21 protein-coding genes are annotated in these 23,111 nt (G+C 70.6%); 14 read left to right on the forward strand and 7 right to left on the reverse strand.

Features of this window, described 5'->3' with window-relative positions; translation table 11 throughout:
- Positions 1-149: 149 nt before the first annotated feature.
- The 4 genes from ACFVDI_RS13315 (at position 150) to ACFVDI_RS13330 (ending at position 5,776) form a co-directional block, all read left to right on the forward strand.
- Positions 150-2,444, forward strand: a complete 2,295-nt coding sequence (locus ACFVDI_RS13315) for a hypothetical protein (RefSeq protein WP_378905583.1) — start codon at positions 150-152, stop codon at positions 2,442-2,444.
- 129 nt (positions 2,445-2,573) lie between these two features.
- Positions 2,574-3,200 (forward strand): hypothetical protein, encoded by a 627-nt coding sequence (locus ACFVDI_RS13320; protein WP_378905586.1) that lies wholly within the window; start codon positions 2,574-2,576, stop codon positions 3,198-3,200.
- A 22-nt stretch (positions 3,201-3,222) separates the two neighbouring features.
- Positions 3,223-4,854 (forward strand): hypothetical protein, encoded by a 1,632-nt coding sequence (locus ACFVDI_RS13325; RefSeq protein WP_378905589.1) that lies wholly within the window; start codon positions 3,223-3,225, stop codon positions 4,852-4,854.
- Positions 4,855-4,864: 10 nt separating this feature from the next.
- Positions 4,865-5,776 (forward strand): glycosyltransferase family 2 protein, encoded by a 912-nt coding sequence (locus ACFVDI_RS13330; protein WP_378905592.1) that lies wholly within the window; start codon positions 4,865-4,867, stop codon positions 5,774-5,776.
- On the opposite strand, the gene ACFVDI_RS13335 is transcribed toward ACFVDI_RS13330, so the two are convergent.
- From ACFVDI_RS13335 to ACFVDI_RS13345, 3 genes are read right to left on the reverse strand one after another with little or no spacing between them, the layout of a single operon-like run.
- Positions 5,773-6,801 carry an acyltransferase family protein gene (locus tag ACFVDI_RS13335; protein WP_378905595.1) on the reverse strand — a complete coding sequence of 343 codons (1,029 nt, stop codon included), beginning with the start codon at positions 6,799-6,801 and terminating at the stop codon, positions 5,773-5,775. The two genes, ACFVDI_RS13330 and ACFVDI_RS13335, sit on opposite strands and share 4 nt — an antisense overlap.
- The gene (locus ACFVDI_RS13340) at positions 6,794-8,158 is read right to left on the reverse strand and encodes a hypothetical protein (RefSeq protein ID WP_378905598.1); all 1,365 of its coding nucleotides are present in this window, start codon (positions 8,156-8,158) and stop codon (positions 6,794-6,796) included. Before ACFVDI_RS13340 ends, ACFVDI_RS13335 begins: the two co-directional genes overlap by 8 nt.
- Positions 8,159-8,160: 2 nt before the next feature.
- Positions 8,161-9,582 carry a polysaccharide biosynthesis tyrosine autokinase gene (locus ACFVDI_RS13345; protein WP_378905601.1) on the reverse strand — a complete coding sequence of 474 codons (1,422 nt, stop codon included), beginning with the start codon at positions 9,580-9,582 and terminating at the stop codon, positions 8,161-8,163.
- Between the two features lie 274 nt (positions 9,583-9,856).
- Between ACFVDI_RS13345 and ACFVDI_RS13350 the strand changes: the two genes are divergently transcribed.
- Both ACFVDI_RS13350 and ACFVDI_RS13355 read left to right on the forward strand, forming a co-directional pair.
- On the forward strand, positions 9,857-10,561 hold the full coding sequence (locus tag ACFVDI_RS13350; RefSeq protein WP_378905604.1) for a hypothetical protein: 705 nt from the start codon (positions 9,857-9,859) through the stop codon (positions 10,559-10,561).
- 47 nt (positions 10,562-10,608) lie between these two features.
- Positions 10,609-11,391: a siderophore-interacting protein gene (locus ACFVDI_RS13355; protein WP_378905607.1), complete on the forward strand. Its 783-nt coding sequence runs from the start codon at positions 10,609-10,611 to the stop codon at positions 11,389-11,391.
- 223 nt (positions 11,392-11,614) lie between these two features.
- On the opposite strand, the gene ACFVDI_RS13360 is transcribed toward ACFVDI_RS13355, so the two are convergent.
- Positions 11,615-11,917 (reverse strand): M15 family metallopeptidase, encoded by a 303-nt coding sequence (locus tag ACFVDI_RS13360; protein WP_378905690.1) that lies wholly within the window; start codon positions 11,915-11,917, stop codon positions 11,615-11,617.
- Positions 11,918-12,137: 220 nt separating this feature from the next.
- Between ACFVDI_RS13360 and ACFVDI_RS13365 the strand changes: the two genes are divergently transcribed.
- On the forward strand, positions 12,138-12,581 hold the full coding sequence (locus ACFVDI_RS13365; RefSeq protein WP_378905610.1) for a MerR family transcriptional regulator: 444 nt from the start codon (positions 12,138-12,140) through the stop codon (positions 12,579-12,581).
- Here the strand turns inward: ACFVDI_RS13365 and ACFVDI_RS13370 are convergent.
- The gene (locus tag ACFVDI_RS13370) at positions 12,538-13,548 is read right to left on the reverse strand and encodes an aldo/keto reductase (RefSeq protein ID WP_378905613.1); all 1,011 of its coding nucleotides are present in this window, start codon (positions 13,546-13,548) and stop codon (positions 12,538-12,540) included. The two genes, ACFVDI_RS13365 and ACFVDI_RS13370, sit on opposite strands and share 44 nt — an antisense overlap.
- 189 nt (positions 13,549-13,737) lie before the next feature.
- Here ACFVDI_RS13370 and mfd point away from each other — a divergent pair, with 189 nt between their 5' ends.
- From mfd to ACFVDI_RS13405, 7 genes are all read left to right on the forward strand, one after another.
- Positions 13,738-17,271, forward strand: coding sequence for a transcription-repair coupling factor (mfd, locus tag ACFVDI_RS13375; RefSeq protein ID WP_378905693.1), 3,534 nt, complete (start codon positions 13,738-13,740; stop codon positions 17,269-17,271).
- Positions 17,272-17,310: 39 nt separating this feature from the next.
- Positions 17,311-17,928, forward strand: coding sequence for a MarR family transcriptional regulator (locus ACFVDI_RS13380; protein ID WP_378905616.1), 618 nt, complete (start codon positions 17,311-17,313; stop codon positions 17,926-17,928).
- The gene (locus ACFVDI_RS13385; protein ID WP_378905619.1) at positions 17,888-18,340 is read left to right on the forward strand and encodes a hypothetical protein; all 453 of its coding nucleotides are present in this window, start codon (positions 17,888-17,890) and stop codon (positions 18,338-18,340) included. The genes ACFVDI_RS13380 and ACFVDI_RS13385 overlap by 41 nt, the downstream gene beginning before the upstream one ends.
- A 29-nt stretch (positions 18,341-18,369) precedes the next feature.
- On the forward strand, positions 18,370-19,410 hold the full coding sequence (locus ACFVDI_RS13390) for an alpha/beta fold hydrolase (protein WP_378905621.1): 1,041 nt from the start codon (positions 18,370-18,372) through the stop codon (positions 19,408-19,410).
- A 71-nt stretch (positions 19,411-19,481) separates the two neighbouring features.
- The gene (locus tag ACFVDI_RS13395; RefSeq protein ID WP_378905624.1) at positions 19,482-19,727 is read left to right on the forward strand and encodes a hypothetical protein; all 246 of its coding nucleotides are present in this window, start codon (positions 19,482-19,484) and stop codon (positions 19,725-19,727) included.
- Between the two features lie 60 nt (positions 19,728-19,787).
- Complete coding sequence (locus ACFVDI_RS13400; protein WP_378905627.1) at positions 19,788-20,369, forward strand: NUDIX hydrolase family protein; 582 nt, start codon at positions 19,788-19,790, stop codon at positions 20,367-20,369.
- Positions 20,366-20,794: a MazG nucleotide pyrophosphohydrolase domain-containing protein gene (locus ACFVDI_RS13405; RefSeq protein ID WP_378905630.1), complete on the forward strand. Its 429-nt coding sequence runs from the start codon at positions 20,366-20,368 to the stop codon at positions 20,792-20,794. The genes ACFVDI_RS13400 and ACFVDI_RS13405 overlap by 4 nt, the downstream gene beginning before the upstream one ends.
- Positions 20,795-20,861: 67 nt before the next feature.
- On the opposite strand, the gene ACFVDI_RS13410 is transcribed toward ACFVDI_RS13405, so the two are convergent.
- Both ACFVDI_RS13410 and ACFVDI_RS13415 read right to left on the reverse strand, forming a co-directional pair.
- Complete coding sequence (locus ACFVDI_RS13410; RefSeq protein ID WP_378905633.1) at positions 20,862-22,331, reverse strand: MFS transporter; 1,470 nt, start codon at positions 22,329-22,331, stop codon at positions 20,862-20,864.
- Positions 22,332-22,469: 138 nt separating this feature from the next.
- Positions 22,470-23,093: a malonic semialdehyde reductase gene (locus ACFVDI_RS13415; protein ID WP_378905636.1), complete on the reverse strand. Its 624-nt coding sequence runs from the start codon at positions 23,091-23,093 to the stop codon at positions 22,470-22,472.
- Positions 23,094-23,111 lie beyond the last annotated feature (18 nt).

The raw sequence follows: 23,111 nt of genomic DNA on the forward strand, positions 1-23,111 counted from the left end.
GCACCACGCAGTTTGCGCGGGTTGGGCGCCTGGGTCCAACACATACCCGATTCAGGGGATGGGGAGGGCGATTGGCGGGTAGATGGCTGTGGATGTCCGCGACACTGCCGTGTCGCGGCCGAGGGAGCCGCCTTGTTCAGGGATGGATGATGACGCGGATTCACGAGTGGCGTCTGCTGGCGGCCGGGGCGGTCGCAGCTGTTCTCGGGGTGAGCAGCCTGGTCATGTCGGGAGGGGCGACGGCGGACACGGCTCCGGTCGACCCCGAGCTGCCGGAGACGGTCTCGGCCGACGTACTTCCGACGGTGCAGATCGACGGGGTCGCCTGGAAGCAGGTGATCGTCGGTGACACCGTCTACGTCGGGGGCAGCTTCACCGCGGCTCGCCCGGCGGGCGCCGCGGCCGGAACGAACGAGACCCCGCGCGCCAACATGCTGGCCTACCGGCTCTCCACCGGTGAGCTGATCGACAGCTTCGCGCCGAGCTTCAACGGCCAGGTCAAGGACATGGCGCTCTCGCCCGACAAGTCCCTGCTCTACGTCGCCGGCAGCTTCACCCAGGTCAACGGGGTCAACCGCTACCGGGGTGCTGCGATCAACCTGGCCACCGGTGCGCTGACCAGCTTCCGGCCGATCTTCAACTCGACCACCAACGCGGTCGCGGCCACGTCCACGGCGGTCTTCTACGGCGGTGTGTTCACCTCGGCCGACAACACCGCGCGTACGAAGGTGGCCGCCGTCAGCCCCACCGACACCGGCACCGGCCTGCTGTCGATGAACCCGACCGTCTCCAACGGCTCCGTGCAGGACATCGCGGTCTCGCCCGACGGCGCCGACATCGTGATCGGCGGCAACTTCACGAGGGTCAACGGCTGGTCCAGCCCCGGCTACGGCCTGGCCCGGATCAAGGTCGCGACCGGCGCCTCGATGTCGCTGCCGGTCAACTCCGAGGTCCGCAACGGTGGCACCAACTCCGCCATCCTCGCCCTGGAGAGCGACGGCACGAGCTTCTACGGCAGCGGCTACCACTACGGCAGCGGCGGCAACCTCGAGGGCTCCTTCAAAGCCAGCTGGGCAACCGGCCAACTGACCTGGCTCGAGGACTGCCACGGCGACACCTACTCGATCTGGCCGACCGCCACGACCGTCTACCAGGCCAGCCACAAGCACTACTGCGGCAACTCCGGCGGCTTCCCGGAGACCAGTCCGCGCAGCTTCCAGCACTCCACCGCGGTCACCCAGGCCGTACGCGGCACCAACACCCGCGACATCTACGGCTACCCCGACCACCCCGGCACCCCGCGGCCGGAGTTCCTGGAGTGGTACCCGAAGTGGACGCCCGGCACCTTCACCGGCGCCAACCAGGCCCCCTGGACGGTGACCGCCAACGACGACTACGTCGTCTACGGTGGCGAGTTCCTCAAGGTCGACGGGGTCGCCCAGCAGGGTCTGGTCCGCTTCGCGATCAAGACCATCGCTCCCAACAAGGTCGGTCCGGCCCTGACCGGTGCGGACTTCGGGCTCACCGCGACCTCGCCCGCCGACGGCCAGGTCCGGCTGACCTGGCCCGGCAACGCCGACCGGGACAACGCGACCGTGACCTACAAGGTCTACCGGGCGTCGGCCGACGCTCCGATCCACACGAGGGCCGTCACCGCGGCGTTCTGGAAGCAGACCACGCAGAGCTACCTCGACACCGCGGCGCCGCCGGGCACCACCCAGAGCTACCGCGTCGTCGCCGAGGACGCCTTCGGCAACCAGTCGCCCACCGAGTGGGTCACCGTCGACGTCGCCGGTGAGCCGGCACCGCCCGCCGAGGGCGTCGTCGCCGCGGACAGCTTCGGGCGTGCCGAGACGAGCGGTTGGGGCACGGCCGAGACCGGTGGCACCTGGACCCGCACCACCGGCACCGCCGGCAGCTTCTCGGTATCCGAGGGCCGCGGCCGGCACGCGGTCGCTCCCGGCGCCACCACCGAGTCCCGGCTCCAGGAGGTCTCGGCCGGCGACGTCGACGCGACCGTCAGCGTCGGAGTCTCCCGGCTCCCCGACGCCGGCTTCGTCTGGTCGATCCTCGGCGCCCGCGTCTCCGGCAGCGACCACTACGCCTCGCGGCTCCGGTTCAACCCCGACGGCACCGTCGGCCTCCACCTCGTACGCAGCGGCACCCCGCTCGTCGGCGCCAATGTCGTCCCGGGCCTGAGCGTCGCCCCCGGCGACCGGCTGAAGGTCCGCCTCCAGGTCACCGGCACCGCGCCGGCGACCGTGCGCACCAAGGTGTGGCCGGCCGGCTCGGCGGAGCCGTCGGGATGGACGTACGAGCTCTCCGACTCGACCGTGGCCAACCAGCTCCCGGGTGGCGTGATGCTGCGCGGCTACGCGTCCTCGACGATCGGCGCCACGCCGGTGGAGGTCAGCTACGACGACATGAAGGTGATCGCGCCGTAAGGCTCACTCCGCACGTACCCGATCTTGGGGAGTGATCGTGTGGATCCCCCCGTGGGCGTCGGACTTGGGCTTCAATGCAACGTCTTTGAACAGATGTCTTTGTCCGACCCCGCCCGCGGAAGATCCCCCATGCTCAGTCAAGTCCCGCGTTCGAGGATGTACGTCGCGGCAGCCGTCGCTGCTGCCGCCGTCCTCGTGAGCGTCGCGGTCGTGCTCATCGTGCGCAACTCGTCCGGCCCGGCCACCGCCGGGTCGGACTCGACGGTGGCCGCCGCGCCCTCTGCGACGGCCAGCCCGTCGGAGAAGGAGTCCGCGTCGTCCTCCGAGGCCGAGGAGACCGAGCCGGGGAAGCCGTCGGGCAACAACCGCACCGTCGGGCTGAAGGCCGAGGCGACCTCGGCCCCGGGCGTCACCGCGCGGCTGGCCAGGATCGACTCCGTACAGGCCACCGCGAGCCTGCCCGGCGAGATCGGCGGCCCGGCGCTGGCGATCACCGTGAAGGTGAAGAACGAGACCGGGAAGAAGCTCGACCTGGCGCTCGGCGTGGTCAACGCCTACTACGGCCCGGAGCGCACCCCGGCGGTGAGCGTCGCCTCCGACGGCGAGGTGCCGTTCCCGGCCTCGGTCGCCGACGGTGAGTCGGCCAAGGGCGTCTACGTCTTCCAGATCCCCGAGGAAGCCCGCCCCGTACGCGTCGAGCTCGATCTGGGCAACGGCGCCGACGTGGTGGTCTTCAAGGGCCGTCCCCAGCGATAGACCTCCCCCCACGATGAGAGATGTGATGAAGCCGATCCTGGCTGTGCTGGTGCTCGTGGCAACGAGCATGACCCTGGCGACGACCTCCGCCTCGGCGGACACCGCGCCGATCGATCCCGACCTCCCCACGACGGTCGCTGCCGACGTACTTCCCACCGTGCAGATCGACGGTGTCGCCTGGAAGCAGGTGGTCGTCGGTGACATCGTCTACGTCGGCGGCAGCTTCACCTCCGCCCGCCCGGCGGGTGCCGCGGTCGGCACCAGCGAGACGCCGCGGTCCAACATGCTCGCCTACCGGCTCTCGACCGGGAAGCTGATCACCACCTTCGCGCCGAAGTTCAACGGCCAGGTCAAGGACATGGCGCTCTCGCCCGACAAGAAGCTGCTCTACGTCGCGGGCGGCTTCACCCAGGTCGACGGCGTCAACCGCTACCGGGCCGCCGCGATCGACCTCGCGACCGGCAAGGTGACGAGCTTCCGGCCGATCTTCAACTCGACCACCAACGCGGTCGCCGCCACGTCCAGCGCGGTCTTCTACGGCGGCGTGTTCACCTCGGCCGACAAGACGGCGCGCACGAAGGTGGCCGCGGTCAAGCCAACTGACACCGGCACCCAGCTACTGCCGATGAACCCGAAGGTCGCCGGTGGCAACGTCAACGACATCGTGGTCTCCTCCGACGGCACCAAGATCGTGATCGGCGGAGCGTTCACCAGCGTCAACGGCTCCTCCAAGCCGGGCTACGGCCTGGCCCGGCTCGAGGTGTCCTCGGGCAGCTCGCTGGCGCTGCCGCTCAACGACGAGGTCCGCAACGGTGGCAGCGAGGCAGCGATCCTCTCGCTCGAGTCCGACGGCACCAGCTTCTACGGCTCCGGCTACAACTACGGCGGCGCCGGCAACATCGAGGGCTCGTTCAAGGCCAACTGGGCCACCGGCAAGCTGACCTGGCTCGAGGACTGCCACGGCGACACCTATGCCGTGTGGCCGACCGCCAAGACCGTCTACCAGGCAAGTCACAAGCACGGCTGTGACACCTCCGGTGGTCTCCCGGAGACCAAGCCGCGGGCGTGGTACCACGCCACCGCCACCACCCAGGACGTACGCGGCACCAACATCGCCGACGACAAATACGGCTACCCCGACCACCCCGGCACTCCGCGGCCGGAGTTCCTGGAGTGGTACCCCAAGTGGACGAACGGCACCTACACCAGCGCCCAGCAGTCGACCTGGACCGTGACCGCCAACGCCAGCTATGTGGTGTACGGCGGTGAGTTCCTCAAGGTCAATGGCATCGCCCAGCAGGGTCTGGTGCGGTTCGCGGTCAAGGACATCGCGCCGAACAAGGTCGGTCCGACGCTCAAGGGCGCCAAGTGGGCGCTGACCGGCTCCTCGCCGTCGGCGGGCAAGGCCACGCTGAAGTGGCCGGGCAACCCCGACAAGGACAACGCGACCGTCACCTACAAGCTCTACCGCGGCTCGCTCGACTCCACGCCGATCAAGACCGTCAAGGTCACCGCCCCGTTCTGGAAGCACACCGCGATGACCTTCACCGACACCGGCCGCGCCAGTGGCTCGTCGCAGAAGTACAAGATCGAGGCCGTCGACCCGCTCGGCAACATCTCCCGCTCCGACTGGGTCACGGTCACGATCAAGTGAGGGTGCTGGGATGACGAGGCCGGTCTGGGTCTGCATGCTCACCTATCGGCGGCCCGAGGGGCTGGCCGAGGCGATCGGCATGCTCCGGGCCCAGCTCGATCTGGTGCCTGGCGCGCGGCTGCTCGTCGTCGACAACGACGAGCAGCCCAGCGCCTCGTCCGCGGTCGCGGAGGCGGCCGCGGGAGACGTACGTGTGCGGTATGTGCACGAGCCGACCCCCGGCATCGCCGCGGCCCGGAATCGGGCGCTGGAAGAGGTCGGGCCGGAGGCGGTCGTGGTCTTCATCGACGACGACGAGCAGCCCTCGGAGAAGTGGCTGCCGACCCTGCTCGCGTGCTGGGAGGAGACCTGCGCCGCGGCCGTGGTCGGGCCGGTGGTCTCCCATTTCGACGGGCCCCTGGACCCATGGATCGAAGCGGGTGGCTTCTTCCGGCGCCTACGGCACCCGACCGGCACCGTCGTCACCACCGCGGCGACCAACAACCTCCTGCTTGACATGACTCAGGTGGGCGAGCTCCGCTTCGACCTCGGCTTCGGTCTCTCCGGTGGCTCCGACACAGTCTTCACCCGCACTCTGTCCGCCGGCGGCGGCCGGATCGTGTGGTGCGACGAGGCCCCGGTGTACGACCTGGTGCCCGCGGATCGGGCGACCCGGGGGTGGGTACGCGCCCGCGCCTCTCGCATCGGCAACTCCGACTCCCGCGTGCAGGTCCACCTCGCTCCCTCGAGGCGCCGCCCGAGCGCGCGGCTGCGGGCCACCGCTCGCGGCCTCGTCCGCGTCCTCGGCGGCTTCACCCGCCTCGTCCTGGGCCGCCTGACCGGCTCGCAGCCCCACCACGCCCGCGGCACCCGCACCCTCCTCCGGGGCCTCGGCATGCTCCGCGGCGCCTGGGGCTCCCACGTGTCCGAGTACGCCCGCTAGCGCTCGCGGGCCGGATCAGCGGGGGTCAGTGGCATCGCGAGGTCGCGCTTGGCCGTCCAGCGTGGGATCGGGAAGTCGAAGACGCCCCGGACGCGGCCGGTGATCAGCCGGTCGAGGGCCAGCGCGAGCAGGATCGCGACGAGGGTCAGCAGGGGCACGGCGACCAGCCCGGCTCCCGGCGGCCAGTCGATGTCCCGCCCGGTGAGCAGGGCCGCGGCGGCGGTGATCGGGACGGCGTGGACGACGTAGATCGGGAGCGTGCGGGTGCCGAGGTGGCGGACGAAGCCGAGAGCCGGGATCCGGGCGATCATCACCCCGAGTCCGCAGCCGGCAGCCACCGCGAGCAACCCCAGCATCGGCCGCACGAAGATGATCCGGTCGTCGGCGACGTAGAGGAAGAACCCCAGCACCACCACGTACGCCACCCCCAGCCCGACCACGTGGACCGGCCGCATCCGCGGCACGACCGAGCGCACCGCGGGTGCGGCGCGGGAGGCCAGCACGAAGAAGAACCAGTAGCGGAACGTCTTGTCCCAGGGGAGGTCGCCGGTGGAGACCAGCCCGGCGGCGAAGACCGCGGAGACGATCAGCGCGGTGCCGACGACGAGCCAGGCGGGGAGTCGACGTGTCAGCCAGCCCACGAGGGTGAACAGGCACAGCGTGTAGAGGAACCACAGGTAGACGTTGGGCTCGATCAGCACCCGGGCGACCGCGGCGACCCCACCCGGTGGGGAGTGTGGCAGGAGGGCGCGGAAGGCGCCGAGCAGGAGACACCACAGCAGGTAGAGGTAGATCAGGTTCAGGCACCGGGTGCGCAGCACCGTCCGCAGCGGTCGGGCGAGCAGCGCGGGAGCGAGGAGACCGGAGAGGAAGAAGAACAGCGGCATCCGGAAGGTGTCGAGGGTGTAGGCCAGCCGCGACCACGGCCCGGCGAGGCCGACCAGGTCGAGGTTGATCACGGCATGGAAGAGCACCACCAGGACGATCGCCAGGCCGCGCGCGGAGTCGATCCAGTCCTCACGCACGCTGCGGACCTCCGGCGAGATAGCGACGGCGGGCGCGCTGGCCGTGACGGCCCCGACGCCGGGGAAGCTGCGGCCGCGGTGTCGTCACGGGTGGGGCCGGGTCGGCCTCCTTGCGCTGCAGCAGGAACACGCCCAGCGCGAGCGCGAGCGGCGGCAGCGAGCTGATGATCGGACCGAAGAAAAGGTTCCAGCCCAGCTGCAGGGCGAGGAAGATGCCGAGGGCGGCGCCGGTGCGGTGGGCCATGCTGCGGCCCAGATAACTGGTGGCGAGCCAGAGCAGCCAACCAGCGAGGGCCAGCCCGGCGAGTCCGAACCAGATCCACAGGTCGCCGATGAGCGAGTGGACCTCGATCCGGGTGCCGAACATGTAGTGCTCGACGTAGCCGTTGTCGGGGTCGTACCCCAGGCGGGACATGCCCTGTTTGGCCGCCTGCATGTCGCTCGGCGTGGCCATGGTGCCGGCGCCGTAGCCGAACGGCTCGTGGATCATCAGGGCCACGGTGGCCCCGATCTCGGGCCGGCCGCCGAGGATGAGTGAGCCGGCGGTCTGGGTCTGCTCGATGGTGCGTTCCTGGGCCGAGGCGCCGAGGTAGCCGTCCAGGGCGGCCTCCTCGAGCGACTTGTAGATGCCCAGCCCGAGAGCGCCGACCAGCACCAGGGAGAGCAGCGCGGAGGTGGTCCGCTTCGCCGTCCTCGGCCGGTGCTGCCACACCAGCAGCACCGCGGTCATGAGCAGGAACGCGCTCATCGACCGGGCCCCGGACAGCGCGCCGACCACGCTGAGCGCCGCGATCACGACCAGCTCGGCCAAGAGTTGTTTCCGGGGCCGCCGCTTGATCAGCTGGCACGCCCCCAGGAGCAGCATCGTCGCCGGGATCGAGAACCCGAACCGCCACGGTTCCTCGGCGAACTGTGGCCTCAACGTCACGGTCAAGAACGAGCCGACGGCGTAGAGGCACACCACGGCCCCCGGCGACAGCACCCGCTGCGCCCACAACAACGCACCTATGCACAGCACCGCCGAGATCACCGGCAGCAGCTCGGTCAGCAACCCGGCCTCGGTCGGCGGATGCGTCACCGAGCGCCACGTCGACAGCGCCAGCGTGGAGACGAGACAGGCAAGAAGAAGTACGCCACCCAGGATCACGCCGCGATAGCGGCGGGCCTCCCGGATCCAGATCGGTGCCAGGGTCGCGCCGATCAGCCCGCCGACGGTCAGCCCGCTGACCAGGGTGTAGTTGGTCCCGGCCAGGACCGCCGCGGCCCCGGCCAGCAGCGCGGTCAGCACCTCCCACCCGGAGGCCTCGGCTCGCGCGCTCTGCCCGTGGCGGACCCGGACGGCCGTCGCGACGGTCACGCTCAGCTCCCGGCTGCGGGGTAGCCCTGCTGGCGCGGTTCCCGGGGACGTACGAAACCGGAGAGGAGGCGCGCGAGCCAGCCCTGCTCGGGCTGTCCGTAGTAGGTGTGCGCAGCCGTGTCGCGGACCTGGTTGGCGACGATGCCGAGGCAGCGTGCGTCGACGTTCTCGAGGCTGTCGATGGCCTCCAGGACCTGGGGACGGTGGATGGTGCGGCAGTTGGCGACGACCAGGGCACCGTCGGTCAGGCGGGACAGGATCGCGCCGTCGGCGACCGGGAGCAGCGGCGGGGAGTCGAGGATGACCACGTCGTAGCTCGCGCGCGCCTCCTCCAGCAGGTCGGCCATCCGCGGCGAGCCGATGAGCTGTGCGGGGTTGGGCGGGATCTCGCCCATGGTGAGCACGTGCAGGTTGGCGTCGCCCCAGACCTGGACGACCTCGTCGAGCTCCGCCTTGCCGATCAGCACCGTGGTCAGCCCGGCCGCACCCTCCAGCCCGCAGTAGTCGGCGACCGCCGGTCGGCGCATGTCGGCGTCGACGAGCAGCACGCGCTGGCCCTGCTCCGCGATCGCCAGCGCCAGGTTGATGGAGGTGGTGGATTTGCCCTCACCGCCGATCGAGGAGGTCACGACCATCGAGCGGACCGGGGAGGAGGCGTCCAGGTATTGCAGGTTGGTCTGCAGCCTCCGGTAGGCCTCGGCAGCGACGTTGTGGGGGTCGATGGCGGTCACCGCGCCGCGCGAGGGCCGCTGACCCCGGCGCCGGGGGATCGCCCCGAGAAGCCCGACGTCGGTGAGCTGCTCGATCTCGGCCGCGGTCCTGACCCGGGTGTCGAGCAGCGCGCGCACCACCGCGATCGCGACGCCGAGCCCGAAGCCGGCGGTGAAACCGACCAGAGCGGCCAGCCGCGTACGCGGGGCGAACGCCTCCTCCGGCGGGTCGGCGCGGGCGACCACGGTCACCTCGACCGCGGCCTTCTTGTTGGAGCTGGGGGAGAGGTTGGTGATCGTGGTGGTGAGCTCGTCGGCGACCGAGTTGGCGAGGTCGGAGGCGCCGGTGCTCGTGGTCGCGACCGCGTCGATCTCGATGATCACGGTGTCGAGCGGGTTCTCCGCGGTGATCTGCTCGGCCAGTGCTTTGGGTGTGGTGTCGAGGTCGAGGTCGTAGATGACCTGGTCGAGCACCACCGGCATCGTGGCCAGCTTGGCGTAGGACTGGACGATGTCCTGGATGAAGGTCGAGCCCTGGACCAGCTCCTGGGTCGTCGCGCCGCGGGCGATCGAGACGAAGACGGTGCTCTGCGCCCGGTACTGCGGCGGGCTCGCGTGCGCCTGTGCGAAGGCCGCGCTGGCGCCGAGGATCGCCAGCACGGCGACGATGTACCAGCGCTTTCGCAGGGCAGCGACATAGTCGCGCAGGTCCAACAGGTCACTCCGTCCGATGTCTTTGCCAGGCTGCTCATCCGCGACTCGTCCGCCGTCAGGCAGGTCCCACGGGGCCATCGCACATCCTGACCCGGAACGGGGGATGACAGGGCCGGGTGTTCCGTCCGTTCCCCCAAATGGGGGATTGATCCGCCGTCGGTTCTCGGAGCCGTACGCCGACTGCGTAATGTCTGTCCGTCACGTTCGGGGGTTGGCCGCGTGGATGTGCGGTTCCACGCTCCAGAATCGTCAGACGACTCGAAGGTAGGCAGGCATGGACACCGCGACGATCCTGGTCGTCTGCACCGGGAACGTACGCCGATCGCCGGCGATCGAGGCGATGCTCCGTGAGGGTGTCGGCCAGATCGGCGGGCTCGCGCGCCACGGCATCAATGTGATCTCGGCCGGCAGCGAGGCGCTCGAGGGCTATGAGATGGATCCGATGATCGCCTCAGAGGTGGCTCTCGCCGGCACCCGGCTGGCCCGGCACCAGGCCTACCCGCTCGACGTCGACGACATCGAGAGCGCCGACCTGATCATCACCGCCGAACGCTCACACCGCAGCGAGGTCGCGCGCCTCGTGCCGTCGGCGGTCAAGCGCACCTTCACGCTCGTCGAGATCGCCGCCCTCGGCGACCTCCTCGGCCGCACCGCTCTCGGAGGCCCCGCCGGCTCGGACGCGGATGCGGCCACCCGGTTGCGTACGTTGGTCCAGCTCGCCCCGCTGCAGCGGGCCCGGCGGCGGGTCCGCCGTCCGGCCGACGACGACCTCCTCGACCTGCGGAAGCGGTCGCCGCGCGAGGCGCGACGGCTGGTCACCGAGGCTCGCGGTCACGTCGAGACACTGCTGAAGGTGCTCGAGCCGAGCATCTCGCTGGTCAGCAAGCCGCAACGGCCTGCCCCGGCGATCCCCTCGCCCGCCGCCCCGGTCGAGACGACCCAGCCGCGATCGGTGCACTCCACCCGGTCGGCGGGTTGACCGCGGTTTGCCGCGTTCACTTTTCCGGCGAAGTTAGGGTTGCCTATATGAACCGTCCCGCGAAGCCAGAGACCATCCTCGTCGTCACCGCCACCGCGCGGCTGAGTCCGACGATGATCCGGGTCAGCTTCCGCTCCGAGGACCTCGGCGCCTTCTCGTCGAGCGTGTTCACCGACCGCTATGTGAAGCTGGTCTTCCCGCACGAGCACGGCGAGGTGGTGCGCACCTATACCGCGCTCAACCCCTCGGTCGCCGACGGCACCCTCGACATCGACTTCGTCGTCCACGGCACCGAGGGCTATGCCGGCCCCTGGGCCGCTGCGGCCCAGCCCGGCGACACCCTCTCGGCGCGCGGACCCGGCGGGGCCTACGCGCCCGACCCCACGGCCGACTGGCACCTGATCGCCGGCGACGAGACCGCCCTGCCCGCCATCCGTGCGGCGCTGGCCGCCCTGCCGGCCGACGCGCGTGGCTACGCGGTCATCGACGTCCCCGCGACCGGCCACGAGCAGCCTCTCGACCACCCGGACGGCGTCGAGGTGACCTGGCTCGTCACCGGCGGCCACGCCCACCACGCCGCCGAGGACGCCGAGGGCCACGAGCAGCCGCTCGTCACCGCCCTCCGCGGTCTGAAGTGGCTCGACGGCCGTGTCCACGCCTTCGTCCACGGCGAGGCCGCGGTCACGATGCACGGCATCCGCCCCTACCTCCTCGAGGAGCGCGGCGTCCCGAAGGCCGACCTCTCCATCTCCGGTTACTGGCGCCGGGGTCGCACCGAGGAGACCTTCCGCGAGTGGAAGCGCGAGCTCGCCGCAGCCGAGTCCGTCTGACCGCCGACTCGGCGCATCTGCCCCACCGAAAGCGGTCGACCCGGCGCGTCTGCCCCGCCGGAAGCGGTCGACCCGGCGCGTCTGTCCCGCCGGAAGCGGTCGAGTCGGCGCGTCTGTCCCGGCGTAGGTCTGGGACAGTTGCGCCGACTCGGCGCTGAATTGCGGGGCAGACGTGCCGAGTCGGCCGTTGATCTTGGGACAGTTGCGCCGAGTCGGCGGGGTCTCAGGTGCCGTTCTCGGAGAAGTGCTGGTAGTCCTTCAGCGAGTTCCAGTCGCCGCCCCGCTCCCAGCCGATGTCGGCGAAGGCCCTGACGACCACGTCGTCGGCGTGGATCATCCCGGGCGCCTTCCGGGACCCGTTCAGATACCAGCGGGCGAGCTCGGGGATGACGCGGCCGCCCTTGACGTACGGGTTCTGGAAGGTGTTGATGTCGATCGCCAGGCCGTAGGCACACCGATCTCGATGCGTCCGCCCTCGGGCTCGGCGCGGGCGCGGGGTCGACCTCCGAGGCCACGCCGCAGGCAGCGAGCGCGAGCGCGAGGACCGCCAGCGCGGCGGCGTACGTCCGGGTTCTCACCCGCCATTCAACCCGCAGCGGTCCAGGCGTTCGTCACGACCGTGGCGAGAGCGCACAGATCGGCGCGGGTGGCGCCGTCGATCGCCTGCACCGACATCGTCTGCATCACGGCTCCGGCGCCCTGAATCCTCTTGACTTCGAGTGCGCTCCAACCTGGACACTGAAGTCATGACGTCGCAGGGGCACAGCAACGGACTCAGCATCGCCGAGGTGGCCGAGCGGACCGGCCTGACCGCTCACACGCTGCGCTACTACGAGCGTGACGGGCTGATGCTCGGCGTCGGCCGCAACGGCTCGGGCCACCGCGCCTACACCGAGGACGATCTCGGCTGGATCACCCTGATCACCCGGCTGCGCTCGACCGGGATGCCGATCCGGGAGATCCGACGCTACGCCGAGCTGGTCCGGTCCGGCGTGGGCAACGAGGCCGACCGGCTGGCCCTGCTGCGTGCCCACCGTGATCGGGTGCGCGCGCAGCTTGCCGAGACCGCCCGCCACCTGGAGGCGATCGAGTTCAAGGTCGACTACTACGAGGCGACGGTCGGCGGCTGTGACCCCGACGCGGAGCTCATCGCCCAGCAGCGTCGAGCCGAGCCCGCTGCTCCTCGCTGAGCTCCAGGTCGACCGCCGCCAGGCTCTCGTCGAGCTGGGCCACCGAGGACGCCCCGACCAGCGGGATGACCGACAGCGAGTCGCCGAGCATCCAGGCCAGCACGACCTGGTTGCGGGTCGCGCCGGTCTCGGCGGCAACCTGGTCGAGCACCGCGAGCCGTGCGGTCGTCCCGGGGTGGTCGTAGGCGGGGTCGAGGGGCTTCGACGGGTTCGTGTAGGCGCCGCTGAGCAGCGGCGTGTACGCCACCAGCGTGAGTCCCGGCGTCGCCCGCAGGTAGGCCAGCAGCGAGGCGTCGGCCACGCCGATCTCGCCGTCGACAGAGAGCCGCGGATCGGGGATGTCCGTCCGCGGACGCAGGTAGGTGTGGTGATACTGCAGCACGCTCGGGCGCGCGGCCTCCGGGTTCACCGCCCGCGCCCGCTCGACCTGCCAGGACCAGTGGTTGCTCAGCCCGAACTGGCCGATGACACCGTCCTTCACCAGAGCGGCGAATCCGGCGGCGTACTCCTCCAGCGGCACGCCGTTCATGTCCGGCACGTGCGCGTAGTAGAGGTCGAGCCGCTCGACGCCGAGGCGTTCGCGGGAGCGGTCGGCCTGCTCGCGTACGTTATCCGGGGCCAAGCCCTCCCAACGCCGGTCGCGCTGGTTCTCCCAGCCGTTCTCGACCCGCTCGACGACATCCGTCGGTCGCGCGCCGACCTTGGTGCCGATGACGAGCTCGTCACCGACGCCGCGGTCGCGGCGCCACTGACCGAGCACGGTCTCGCTCTCGCCGCCCTGGGTGCCGTTGGCCCAGTAGGCGTAGTTGTTCGAGGTGTCGACGAAGGTGCCGCCGGCCTCGACGAAGCGGTCGAGGATGTCGTAGGAGGTCGAGACGTCCGTGTCCGTCCCGAACCGCATCACGCCGAGCGCGAGCTTGCTGACGCGCCGGGAGCCGGCGCCTGATCCGATGGTCGTGTATCGCATGGCGTCCACGCTCCGGCTTCGCGCGCGCTCGAAGTCAAACGTCTTTACGGACGTCTCCTAGACTGGTGTCCGCACCCCCTGTTCTTCCCGGCCGGGGGCTCTCGTGCATGCCGCATCTCTTTGGAGTCACCCGTGATCCTCGCCCCGCTCGCCGATCTCGTCCTGCGCGATGCCGCCCTGAGTGAGGTGATGGCCGAGGCCAAGGGCGGCCGGATGCTGGCGCTCGACGTCACCGGCCCGGAGGCGCTGCGCCCGTTCGTGGTCACCGGTCTCGTACGCCAGGAGCGCACCGTCCTCGCGGTCACCGCGACCTCGCGTGAGGCCGAGGATCTGGTCAATGACCTGACCGACCTGCTCCCGCCCGACTCGGTCGCCTACTACCCGAGCTGGGAGACGCTGCCCCATGAGCGGCTCTCCCCGCGCTCGGACACCGTCGGGCGCCGGCTCGCGGTGCTCCGCCGACTCCGGCACCCGGACGCCGACGGTGCCCACGGCCCGCTGAAGGTGGTCGTCGCCCCGGTCCGCAGCGTGCTGCAGCCGCAGGTGAAGGGCCTCGGCGACCTCGAGCCGGTGGAGCTGGTCAAGGGCCAGGAGGCGAGCCTCGACGACGTCGTCGTGAAGCTCGCCGACGCCGCCTACTCCCGCGTCGACCTGGTCGAGAAGCGCGGCGAGTTCGCGGTCCGAGGTGGCATCGTCGACGTGTTCCCGCCGACCGAGGAGCACCCGGTCCGCGTCGAGTTCTGGGGCGACGAGGTCGACTCGATCCGCCACTTCGCGGTCGCCGACCAACGTGCGATCGCCGAAGAGCACGGCGGGGCCACTGATCGCCTCTGGGCGCCGCCGTGCCGCGAGCTCCTGCTGACCCCGGAGGTCCGCGACCGTGCCCGAAAGCTGGGCGAGGACCACCCCACGCTGATCGAGCTCACCGACAAGATCGCCGCCGGGATCGCGGTCGAGGGCATGGAGTCGCTCGCACCGGCGCTCGTCGACGACATGGAGCTACTGCTCGACCTGATCCCCGAGGACAGCCACGTCCTGCTGCTCGACCCCGAGCGGATCCGCAGCCGCGCCCACGACCTGGTCGCCACCGCCGAAGAGTTCCTCGGTGCTTCCTGGGCCGCCGCGGCCAGCGGGGGAGTCGCCCCGATCGACCTCTCCGCAGCCTCCTACCGCGACCTCGCCGACGTACGCGCCCACGCCATCGCGCAGGGCAAGCCGTGGTGGTCGGTCAGCCCGTTCGGCCTCGACGACGCAGACGCCGACCTCGCCGACCCCGATGTCGTCGGGGTCCCGGTCCGCAAGATCGACTGGCAGCCCGCGAAGGCCTACCGCGGCGACACCGCGGCGGCGATGGCCGACATCGAGCGCTGGCGCGACGACAGCTACCGCGTGGTCGTCGTCCAGCCCGCGCACGGCACGGCGCAGCGTACGGTCGAGGCGCTGGGGGAGCGTGACGTCCCGGCCCGGCTGGCGGAGGTCTCGACAGGCTCGACCACCGATGTGGAGTCCGCGAAGCCGGTCCACAAGACCGTCACCGTGATCCACGCCCGCCTCACCCACGGCTTCCTCGACGAGGCCAACCAGCTGATGGTGCTCACCGGCGAGGACATCTCCGGCCAGAAGTCGTCGACGCGCGACATGGTCAAGATGCCGGCACGGCGCAAGAAGCAGATCGACCCGCTCGAGCTCAAGCCCGGCGACTACGTCGTCCACGAGCAGCACGGCGTCGGCCAGTTCATCGAGATGAAGCAGCGCGAGGTGCAGGGCGCGACCCGCGAATACCTCGTCCTCGAATACGGGGCCTCCAAGCGCGGCGCCCCGCCCGACCGCCTCTACGTCCCGGCCGACGCCCTCGACCAGGTGACCCGCTACGTCGGCGGTGAGCAGCCCAGCCTCGACCGCCTCGGCGGTGCCGACTGGCAGAAGCGCAAGGCGCGAGCCCGCAAGGCGGTCAGAGAGATCGCGGCCGAGCTGATCAAGCTCTACGCCGCCCGGCAGGCCACCAAGGGGTTCCAGTACGGCCCCGACAACCCCTGGCAGCGCGAGCTCGAGGACGCCTTCCCGTTCCAGGAGACCGCCGACCAGCTCGCCGTCATCGACGAGGTGAAGGCCGACATGATGCGGCCCACCCCGATGGACCGGCTGGTCTGCGGTGACGTCGGCTACGGCAAGACCGAGATCGCGGTGCGGGCCGCGTTCAAGGCGGTCCAGGACGGCAAGCAGGTCGCCGTCCTGGTGCCGACGACCCTGCTGGTCACCCAGCACATGTCGACCTTCGTGGAGCGGATGTCGGGCTTCCCGGTCAACCTTCGCGGGCTGTCGAGGTTCCAGAGCGACAAGGAGGCCGCCGAGGTCATGGCGGGCCTGGCCGACGGCACCGTCGACATCGTCGTCGGCACCCATCGGCTGCTCAACAAGGACGTACGTTTCAAGGACCTCGGCCTCATCATCATCGACGAGGAGCAGCGCTTCGGCGTCGAGCACAAGGAGGCGATGAAACGCCTCCGCACGAGCGTCGACTTCCTGTCGATGTCCGCGACCCCGATCCCGCGCACCCTGGAGATGTCGATCACCGGCATCCGGGAGATGTCCACGATCACCACGCCCCCCGAGGAGCGACACCCGGTCCTGACGTACGTCGGGGCCTACGAGGACCGCCAGATCGTCGCCGCGGTGCGGCGTGAGCTGCTCCGCGAGGGTCAGGTCTTCTACATCCACAACCGGGTCAACTCGATCGAGAAGGCGGCCGCCCGGATCCGCGAGCTGGTGCCCGAGGCCCGGGTCGCGGTCGCCCACGGCCAGATGAACGAGAAGCAGCTCGAGCAGGTGATGGTCGACTTCTGGGAGAAGGAGTTCGACGTGCTGGTGTGCACCACGCTGGTCGAGTCCGGCCTCGACGTCTCCAACGCCAACACGATGATCATCGAGCGCGCCGACACCCTCGGCCTCTCCCAGCTCCACCAGCTGCGTGGCCGCGTCGGCCGCTCCCGCGAGCGCGCCTACGCCTACTTCCTCTACCCGGGCGAGAAGCCGCTGACCGAGACCGCCCACGAGCGTCTGGCCACCCTCGCGCAGCACTCCGACCTCGGTGGCGGCATGGCGATCGCGATGAAGGACCTCGAGATCCGCGGCGCCGGCAACCTGCTCGGCGGCGAGCAGTCCGGCCACATCGCCGACGTCGGCTTCGACCTCTACGTACGCCTGGTGGGCGAGGCCGTCGCCGAGTTCAAGGCCGGCCCCGACGGTGCGGCCGAGGAGCTCAACGAGGTGCGCATCGAGCTCCCGGTGGATGCGCATCTTCCGCACGACTACATCCCCTCCGAGCGGCTCCGCCTGGAGATCTACAAGCGTCTCGCCGAGGTGCGCTCCGACGAGGACGTCGAGTCGGTCGCTGCCGAGCTCCTCGACCGCTACGGCAAGCCGCCCACGGAGGTCTCCTCCCTGCTTCAGGTCGCCCGCTTCCGTGCCCGCGCCCGCCAGGCCGGCGTCTCCGAGGTCACCCTGGCCGGCAAGAACGTACGCTTCCACCCGGTCACGCTGCCCGACTCCCGCGTCGTCCGACTCAACCGGATGTACCCGAAGTCCCTGGTGAAGCCGCAGCTGGAGACCATCATGGTGCCGCGGCCGGTCTCCTCCGGGTTCCCCGCCAAGCCCCTCGACGGACCTGACCTGCTCGACTGGGCCCGCGTGGTCATCGACGCGATCGTCGATCCGCTCACCTAGGGCTTACATATCCACAAAATGGAGGTTATTATCCATTTTGTGAGAAGTCCGGCTCCGGTGCTCGCGCCTCTGTTCCGGTCGGAGGCGCAGGCGCTGCTGCTCTCGGAGCTGCTGCTCCCGGGGGAGGAGATGAGCATGACCGACCTCGCCGAGCGGGCCGGGTTGCCCTATCCGACGGTCCACCGGGAGGTCGCGCGCCTGCTCGACGCCGGGCTGCTCGTCGACCGCCGTGTGGGCCGCACGCGGCTGGTGAGGGGCAACGAGCAGAGCCCGCTGCTCGCGCCGACGCGGGAGATCCTGCTGACCGTGACCGGCCCGGCCGTGCTGATCCGGGAGGCCCTCGAGGGGCTCGACGGGATCGAGCGGGCCTTCATCTTCGGGTCGTTCGCGGCCAGGGCGAAGGGGGAGCCGGGGCCGCCGCCGAACGACATCGACCTGATGGTGATCGGCACTCCTGACGTACGCGCGGTCTACGAGGTCTGCCGAGAGGTCTCCGCCAGCGTCGGGCGCACCGTCAACCCGACGATCATGAGTCCCGAGGAGGCCGAGGAGCAGACCGGGTTCCTCGAGGAGGTCCGGGCCAACCCGGTGATCGAGATCCACGGAGGAGGACCGGATGCCCCTGCCGTTGACGCCGGCGCAGCAGAAGACGGTTGACGCACTCGTACGCTCCGGCGCGCTGCGCGCCGTGAGGCCCGACGAGAAGAAGGCCCGTGCCTTCCTCGGCGGCGCGGAGTCGGCCCTCGCCGACGTACCCAACGTCACCCGCACCGAGAACCGCTACAACCTCGCCTACAAGGCGGCCCACGACGTCGGCGAGGCGCTGCTCGCCGCCTACGGCTACAGGACGACCGGCGGCGCCGGCGGACACGTGAAAGTGGGCAAGTTCCTCGCCGCGATCTTCGACACCCCGCCGCCGCGCGACGCGGCCATCCACTACGACGTGATGCGCCTGGACCGCAACGCCAACAACTACCTCGGCAAGCCGGTCACCGTCGCCGCCGCCGACGCGGCCGCCGAGGCCGCGCAGACGCTCTACGACGCCGCGGTGAAGCGGTTCGCGAGCTGAGTCGTGGACCGGCCCGGAAGAATGAGTGCGTGACCGGCGAGCCAGAGGTGCGCTACGCGCAGACCAGCGACGACATCGCGATCGCCTATCAGGTGGTGGGGAGCGGGCCGGTGACGATCTGGATGCCCTCGCTCAGCAACATCAGGGCGCAGTGGCGGGTGCCGGCGCTGCGGATGGCCTACGAGCGGCTGAGCCAGGATCTGACCCTCGTGCTCTACGACGGGCGCGGGACCGGCTCCTCCGACCGCCGGGCCGGCGACCTCGGGCTCGAGGCACACCTGCGTGACCTGGAGGCGGTCATCGAGGCGGTCGGCGCCGACCGGGTCAACCTGCTCGGCTACTACCACGCGGTCGCGACCGCCGTGGCGTACGCCGCCACCGACCCGCAGCGAGTCGACCGGATGCTCCTGTTCGGTGGAGCGGCACGGATGCGGGACGCGATGAGCCCGGCGCAGACGCAGGCGCTGCTCTCGCTGGTCGAGCAGGACTGGGACCTCTTCGCCGACGCCGCCGCGACCGCCTGGCTCGGCTGGGGATCGGGCGAGAACGCCGGCCGGGTGGCCGAGGCGTTCCGCACCGCGACGACCCCTGCGGTCGCCCGCGACTGGTTCGCGGAGGCGGCCCGGCTGGACGTCAGCGACCTGCTCGAGCGAGTGGTGGCGCCGACGCTGGTGCTCCACCGCCAGGCCGCGAGCCAGATCCCCGTCGAGGTGTCCCGGAGCCTGGCTGACGGTGTCCGTGACGGACGGCTGGTCGAGCTCGAGGGCAGCACCCCGACGCTCTTCGTCGAGGGCGGCGCCCGCGACCTCGCGATGGTGAGCCGCTGGTTCCTGACCGGCGAGGTGCACCGCGGGTCCGCGCCCAGCTCGGGTGCGGCGACGGCACTGACCACGCGCGAGCAGGAGGTGCTGCGGCTGATCGCGACGGGACGTACGAACGCCGGCATCGCCCGCGACCTCGGCATCACCGAGCACACCGTCGAGCGGCACGCGGCCAACCTCTACCGCAAGCTCGGCGTACGCAGCCGGGCCGAGGCCACCGCCTGGGCCATCCGCAACGGGGCCGACTGACGGGAACCCGTCAGTTCCGCTGCGCACCTTCCGGGAAGCGTTGACCCCACGTGTCCCGGGACAGTGGAGGCATGACGACGACGATCACCCCGAGCAACGACTCCTGGCGGATGGCGAAGGCGACCGCCCCGATGGTGCGGACCCTGGCCGGGCGCCGCCTGTTCCCGTTCTGGGCCGTGGTGCACCATCGCGACCACGCCGCCACCGAGCCGCGGATCCTCGGCCGCGCGGAGGCGCGCCCGTACTACGACGGCTTCTCCTGGTGGATGGTCGAGAAGGTCTTCAAGGCCGACAGCTTCCTGGCTCTGCGTCGGTGACAGTCCACACTCCGGCGCTGTTGCTCCGTGACGTACGCCTGTGTCTGGCAGGATCGACGCATGACCATGGAGGCGTTCGGCGAGCAGTCCTTCCCTGAGGAGCCCTTCGGCAACGAGTGGGACACCGAGCCGGGATGGCTCTCCGAGGAGGAGCTGGGCGAGACCCGCGGGCGGGTGCCCATCCTCTACGTGGAGGCGGTCCCTGTTCGTGTCGATCCCGACGGCCGGGTCACCGAGGTCGGGCTGCTGCTGCGCGGGTCGCCCACGACCGGGACGATCACCCGGTCGCTGGTCTCGGGCCGGGTGCTGCACGGCGAGCGGATCCGGGACGCGCTGATGCGCAACCTGGAGAAGGACCTCGGCCCGGTCGCCTTCCCGACCCTGCCGCTGACCACGGTGCCGGTGACCGTCGCCGAATACTTCCCGTGGCCCGGAGAGCGCTACCAGGACCCTCGCCAGCACGCGGTCTCGCTGGTCTACGTCGTCCCCGTCACCGGCGAGTGCGAGCCCCGCCAGGACGCTCTGGAGCTGTCCTGGATGACGCCCGCCGAGGCGGCCTCCGACGAGGTCGTCGGCGACATGGAGGGCGGTCGCGGTGCCCTGCTGCGGCAGTGCCTGAGCGCGTTCGGAGCGCTGGATTGAGCCCAGCCGATGACGAGGGCAGGACGTACGCATCGGGGGAGGGGCTCGTCGAGTTCCTCGACCTGATGCGGATGATGCGTGAGCGCTGCGTGTGGAAGTCGTCGCAGACCCACGTGTCGTTGGCGCAGTATCTGCGCGAGGAGTCCGACGAGGTCCTCGAGGCGATCTCCGAGGAGGACCCCGAGCACCTCAAGGAGGAGCTCGGTGACCTGCTGCTCCAGGTCTACTTCCACGCCGCCATCGCCGAGGAGGCCGGCGAGTTCACGATGGACGACGTCATCGCCGGCCTCACCGAGAAGATGAAGCGCCGCAACCCCCACGTCTTCGGTCCCGAGGCCGAGTCGGGCCGCCGCTTCACCCTCGACGAGGTCGAGCAGCTCTGGTCGGCGGCCAAGGCCGCCGAGCGCGCCCGCCCCGCCGAGTAGGCGCCTACGTCGGCCGAGGCGTCACCCGCGTCGGCCGAGGCGTCACCTACGTCGGCCGAGGCGTCACCTACGTCGGCCGACAGGGCATCTCGGTGCCCTCTCGCCCGACCGGAGCGACGTCTCGGCCTGCGTACGTGACCTTTCGGCTGGCCGGGGCGACCTTTCGCGGCGCCAGGGGGATGAGCATGGCCGCGAGGGCCGCGCCCAGGGCGACGACGGTGAGGAAGCCGAAGCCGTTGACGTAGCCCTGCTCGACCGGGTAGCCCGAAGGCAGGGTCTCGGCGGTGACCACGGAGGTCATGACGGCGGTGCCGATGGTGCCGCCGACGGTGCGGATGTTGGCGTTCATCCCGGTGGCCACGCCGGTGTGCTCGGGTGGCACCGCGGCCACGACCGCGTTGGCGAGGTTCGCGAAGACCAGGCCGGTGCCGAAGCCGGAGAGCCCGGCGGCGACACACATCTGCCACGGCTCGTCGTGGACGAAGGCGACCATGGCGAGGGAGACCGCGGTGAGCAGCCCGCCGATGACCAGGATGCGGCGCATCCCGATGAGCTCGGCGAGCCGGGCGCTGACCAGTCCGCACAGGAACGAGGTGACAGCCGTCGGAAGCATCAGGTAGCCGGCGACGGTGACCGACGCGCCGAAGCCGTAGCCGGCCGACTCCGGGGTCTGGGTCAGCTGCGGGATGAAGCCGAAGGAGGCGTACATCGCGATGCCGATCAGCAGGGCGACCAGGTTGGCGGTCCAGACCCCGCGGCGGCCCATCAGGCGCAGGTCGACCAGCGGCTGACGTACGGTCCACTCGACCCGGATCCAGGTGGTCAGGAGCACGGCGGCGGCACCGAGCAGGCCGATGGTGGCCGGTGCGGTCCAGCCCCACGAGGGCGCCCGGCTGACGCCGAGGAGGAGCGCGACCAGCCAGCCGGCGAGGAGGAGGGCGGGGAGCAGCGGGATCGACTCGCGGGTGATCACCGGCGACTCGGGCACCATCCACAGCGTGCCGACCGCGGCTCCGGCCGCGACCAGAGCCGGCAGCAGGAACAGCCCTCGGAAGCCGAGCGTCTCGGCGACCGGGCCCGCCAGCACGATCCCGGCGGCGAAGCCCATCGAGAGCAGCGACGAGGTGACCGCGATCGCTCCGGCGACGCGTTCCCTGGGCAGCTCGTCACGCAGGATCGCGAAGGCCAACGGCAGGGTGCCGCCACCCAGGCCCTGCAGGACCCGCGCAGCGATCATGACCTCGATGCTCGGGGCCGCGGCGGCGAGGAGGGCGCCGGCGGTCAGCGCGGCCAGACTCCACACGTACATCCTGCGCTTGCCGAAGGAGTCGCCCATCCGGCCGATGATCGGGGTCGCGACCGAGGCGGAGAGCAGGAAGGCGGTCAGGATCCAGGACCCGGTTGCCTGGTCGGTCTTCAGCTCGGTCTGGATCAGCGGCATCGTCGGCACCGAGACCGACTGCAGCAGGGAGTAGGAGCAGACGCCGATGGCGACGATGGCGAAGGTGAGGCGGGGGCTGGTGTGGGTCGTCGGCATCGAGGCAAAGTTTAGCTTGGCTAACTGTATTCGCGGAAATCATTTCCCTGGCGATGGACGGCACTCGAGCCTCCGCAAACCGAAACGCTCGCCTGCCGCGACGGCAGGCGAGCGCTTCGTACGAACCAGGTCAGGGGGTCAGGCCCACTTGACGGCGGACTCGGTCTCCACGCGGGGGAGCCGGTCGAACCAGGGGTTCTCGCCGGGGTGGCCGATGTTGACGATCATCTTCGTGGTCCAGTCGCCCTCGGGGAAGAACTCCTTGTCCACGCCTGCGGTGTCATAGCCCGCGATCGGGCCGGCGGCGAGGCCGGCCGCGCGGACGGCGAGGATGAAGGCGCCGGCTTGCAGGCCGGCGGACCAGCCGCCCGCTCCGTGTCGAGCGGTCTCGTCGGCCTCGAAGTAGTCCTTCATCTCCGGGCGGATCGGGAAGACGTTGGGGATCTCTTCGTGCCAGTTGTTGTCGTAGGCGACGATCGCGGTCGCCGGGGCGGCCTTCGTCTTCTCGGCGTTGCCCTCGGCGATGTGCGGGAGGAGACGCTCCTTGCCCTCGGCCGTCCGCACGAACACGACCCGCAGCGGCTGGGTGTTGGCCATCGTCGGAGTCCAGCGGGTGAGCTCCCAGATGTCGGCGAGCTCGTCGTCGGTGACGGGCGTGTCGGCAAAGGTGTTGGACGTCCGGGCGCCGGTGAAGACGATCTCGCGGCCGCGGGTGTCCAGCTTCTCGAGGGCAATGGTCTCGAGTGCAGTGGTCTCGGTCATGTTGCTCTGAACTCCGTG

It is taken from the genome of Nocardioides sp. NPDC057767 (assembly GCF_042798275.1).
In the GTDB taxonomy this organism is placed as follows: Bacteria; Actinomycetota; Actinomycetes; order Propionibacteriales; family Nocardioidaceae; genus Nocardioides.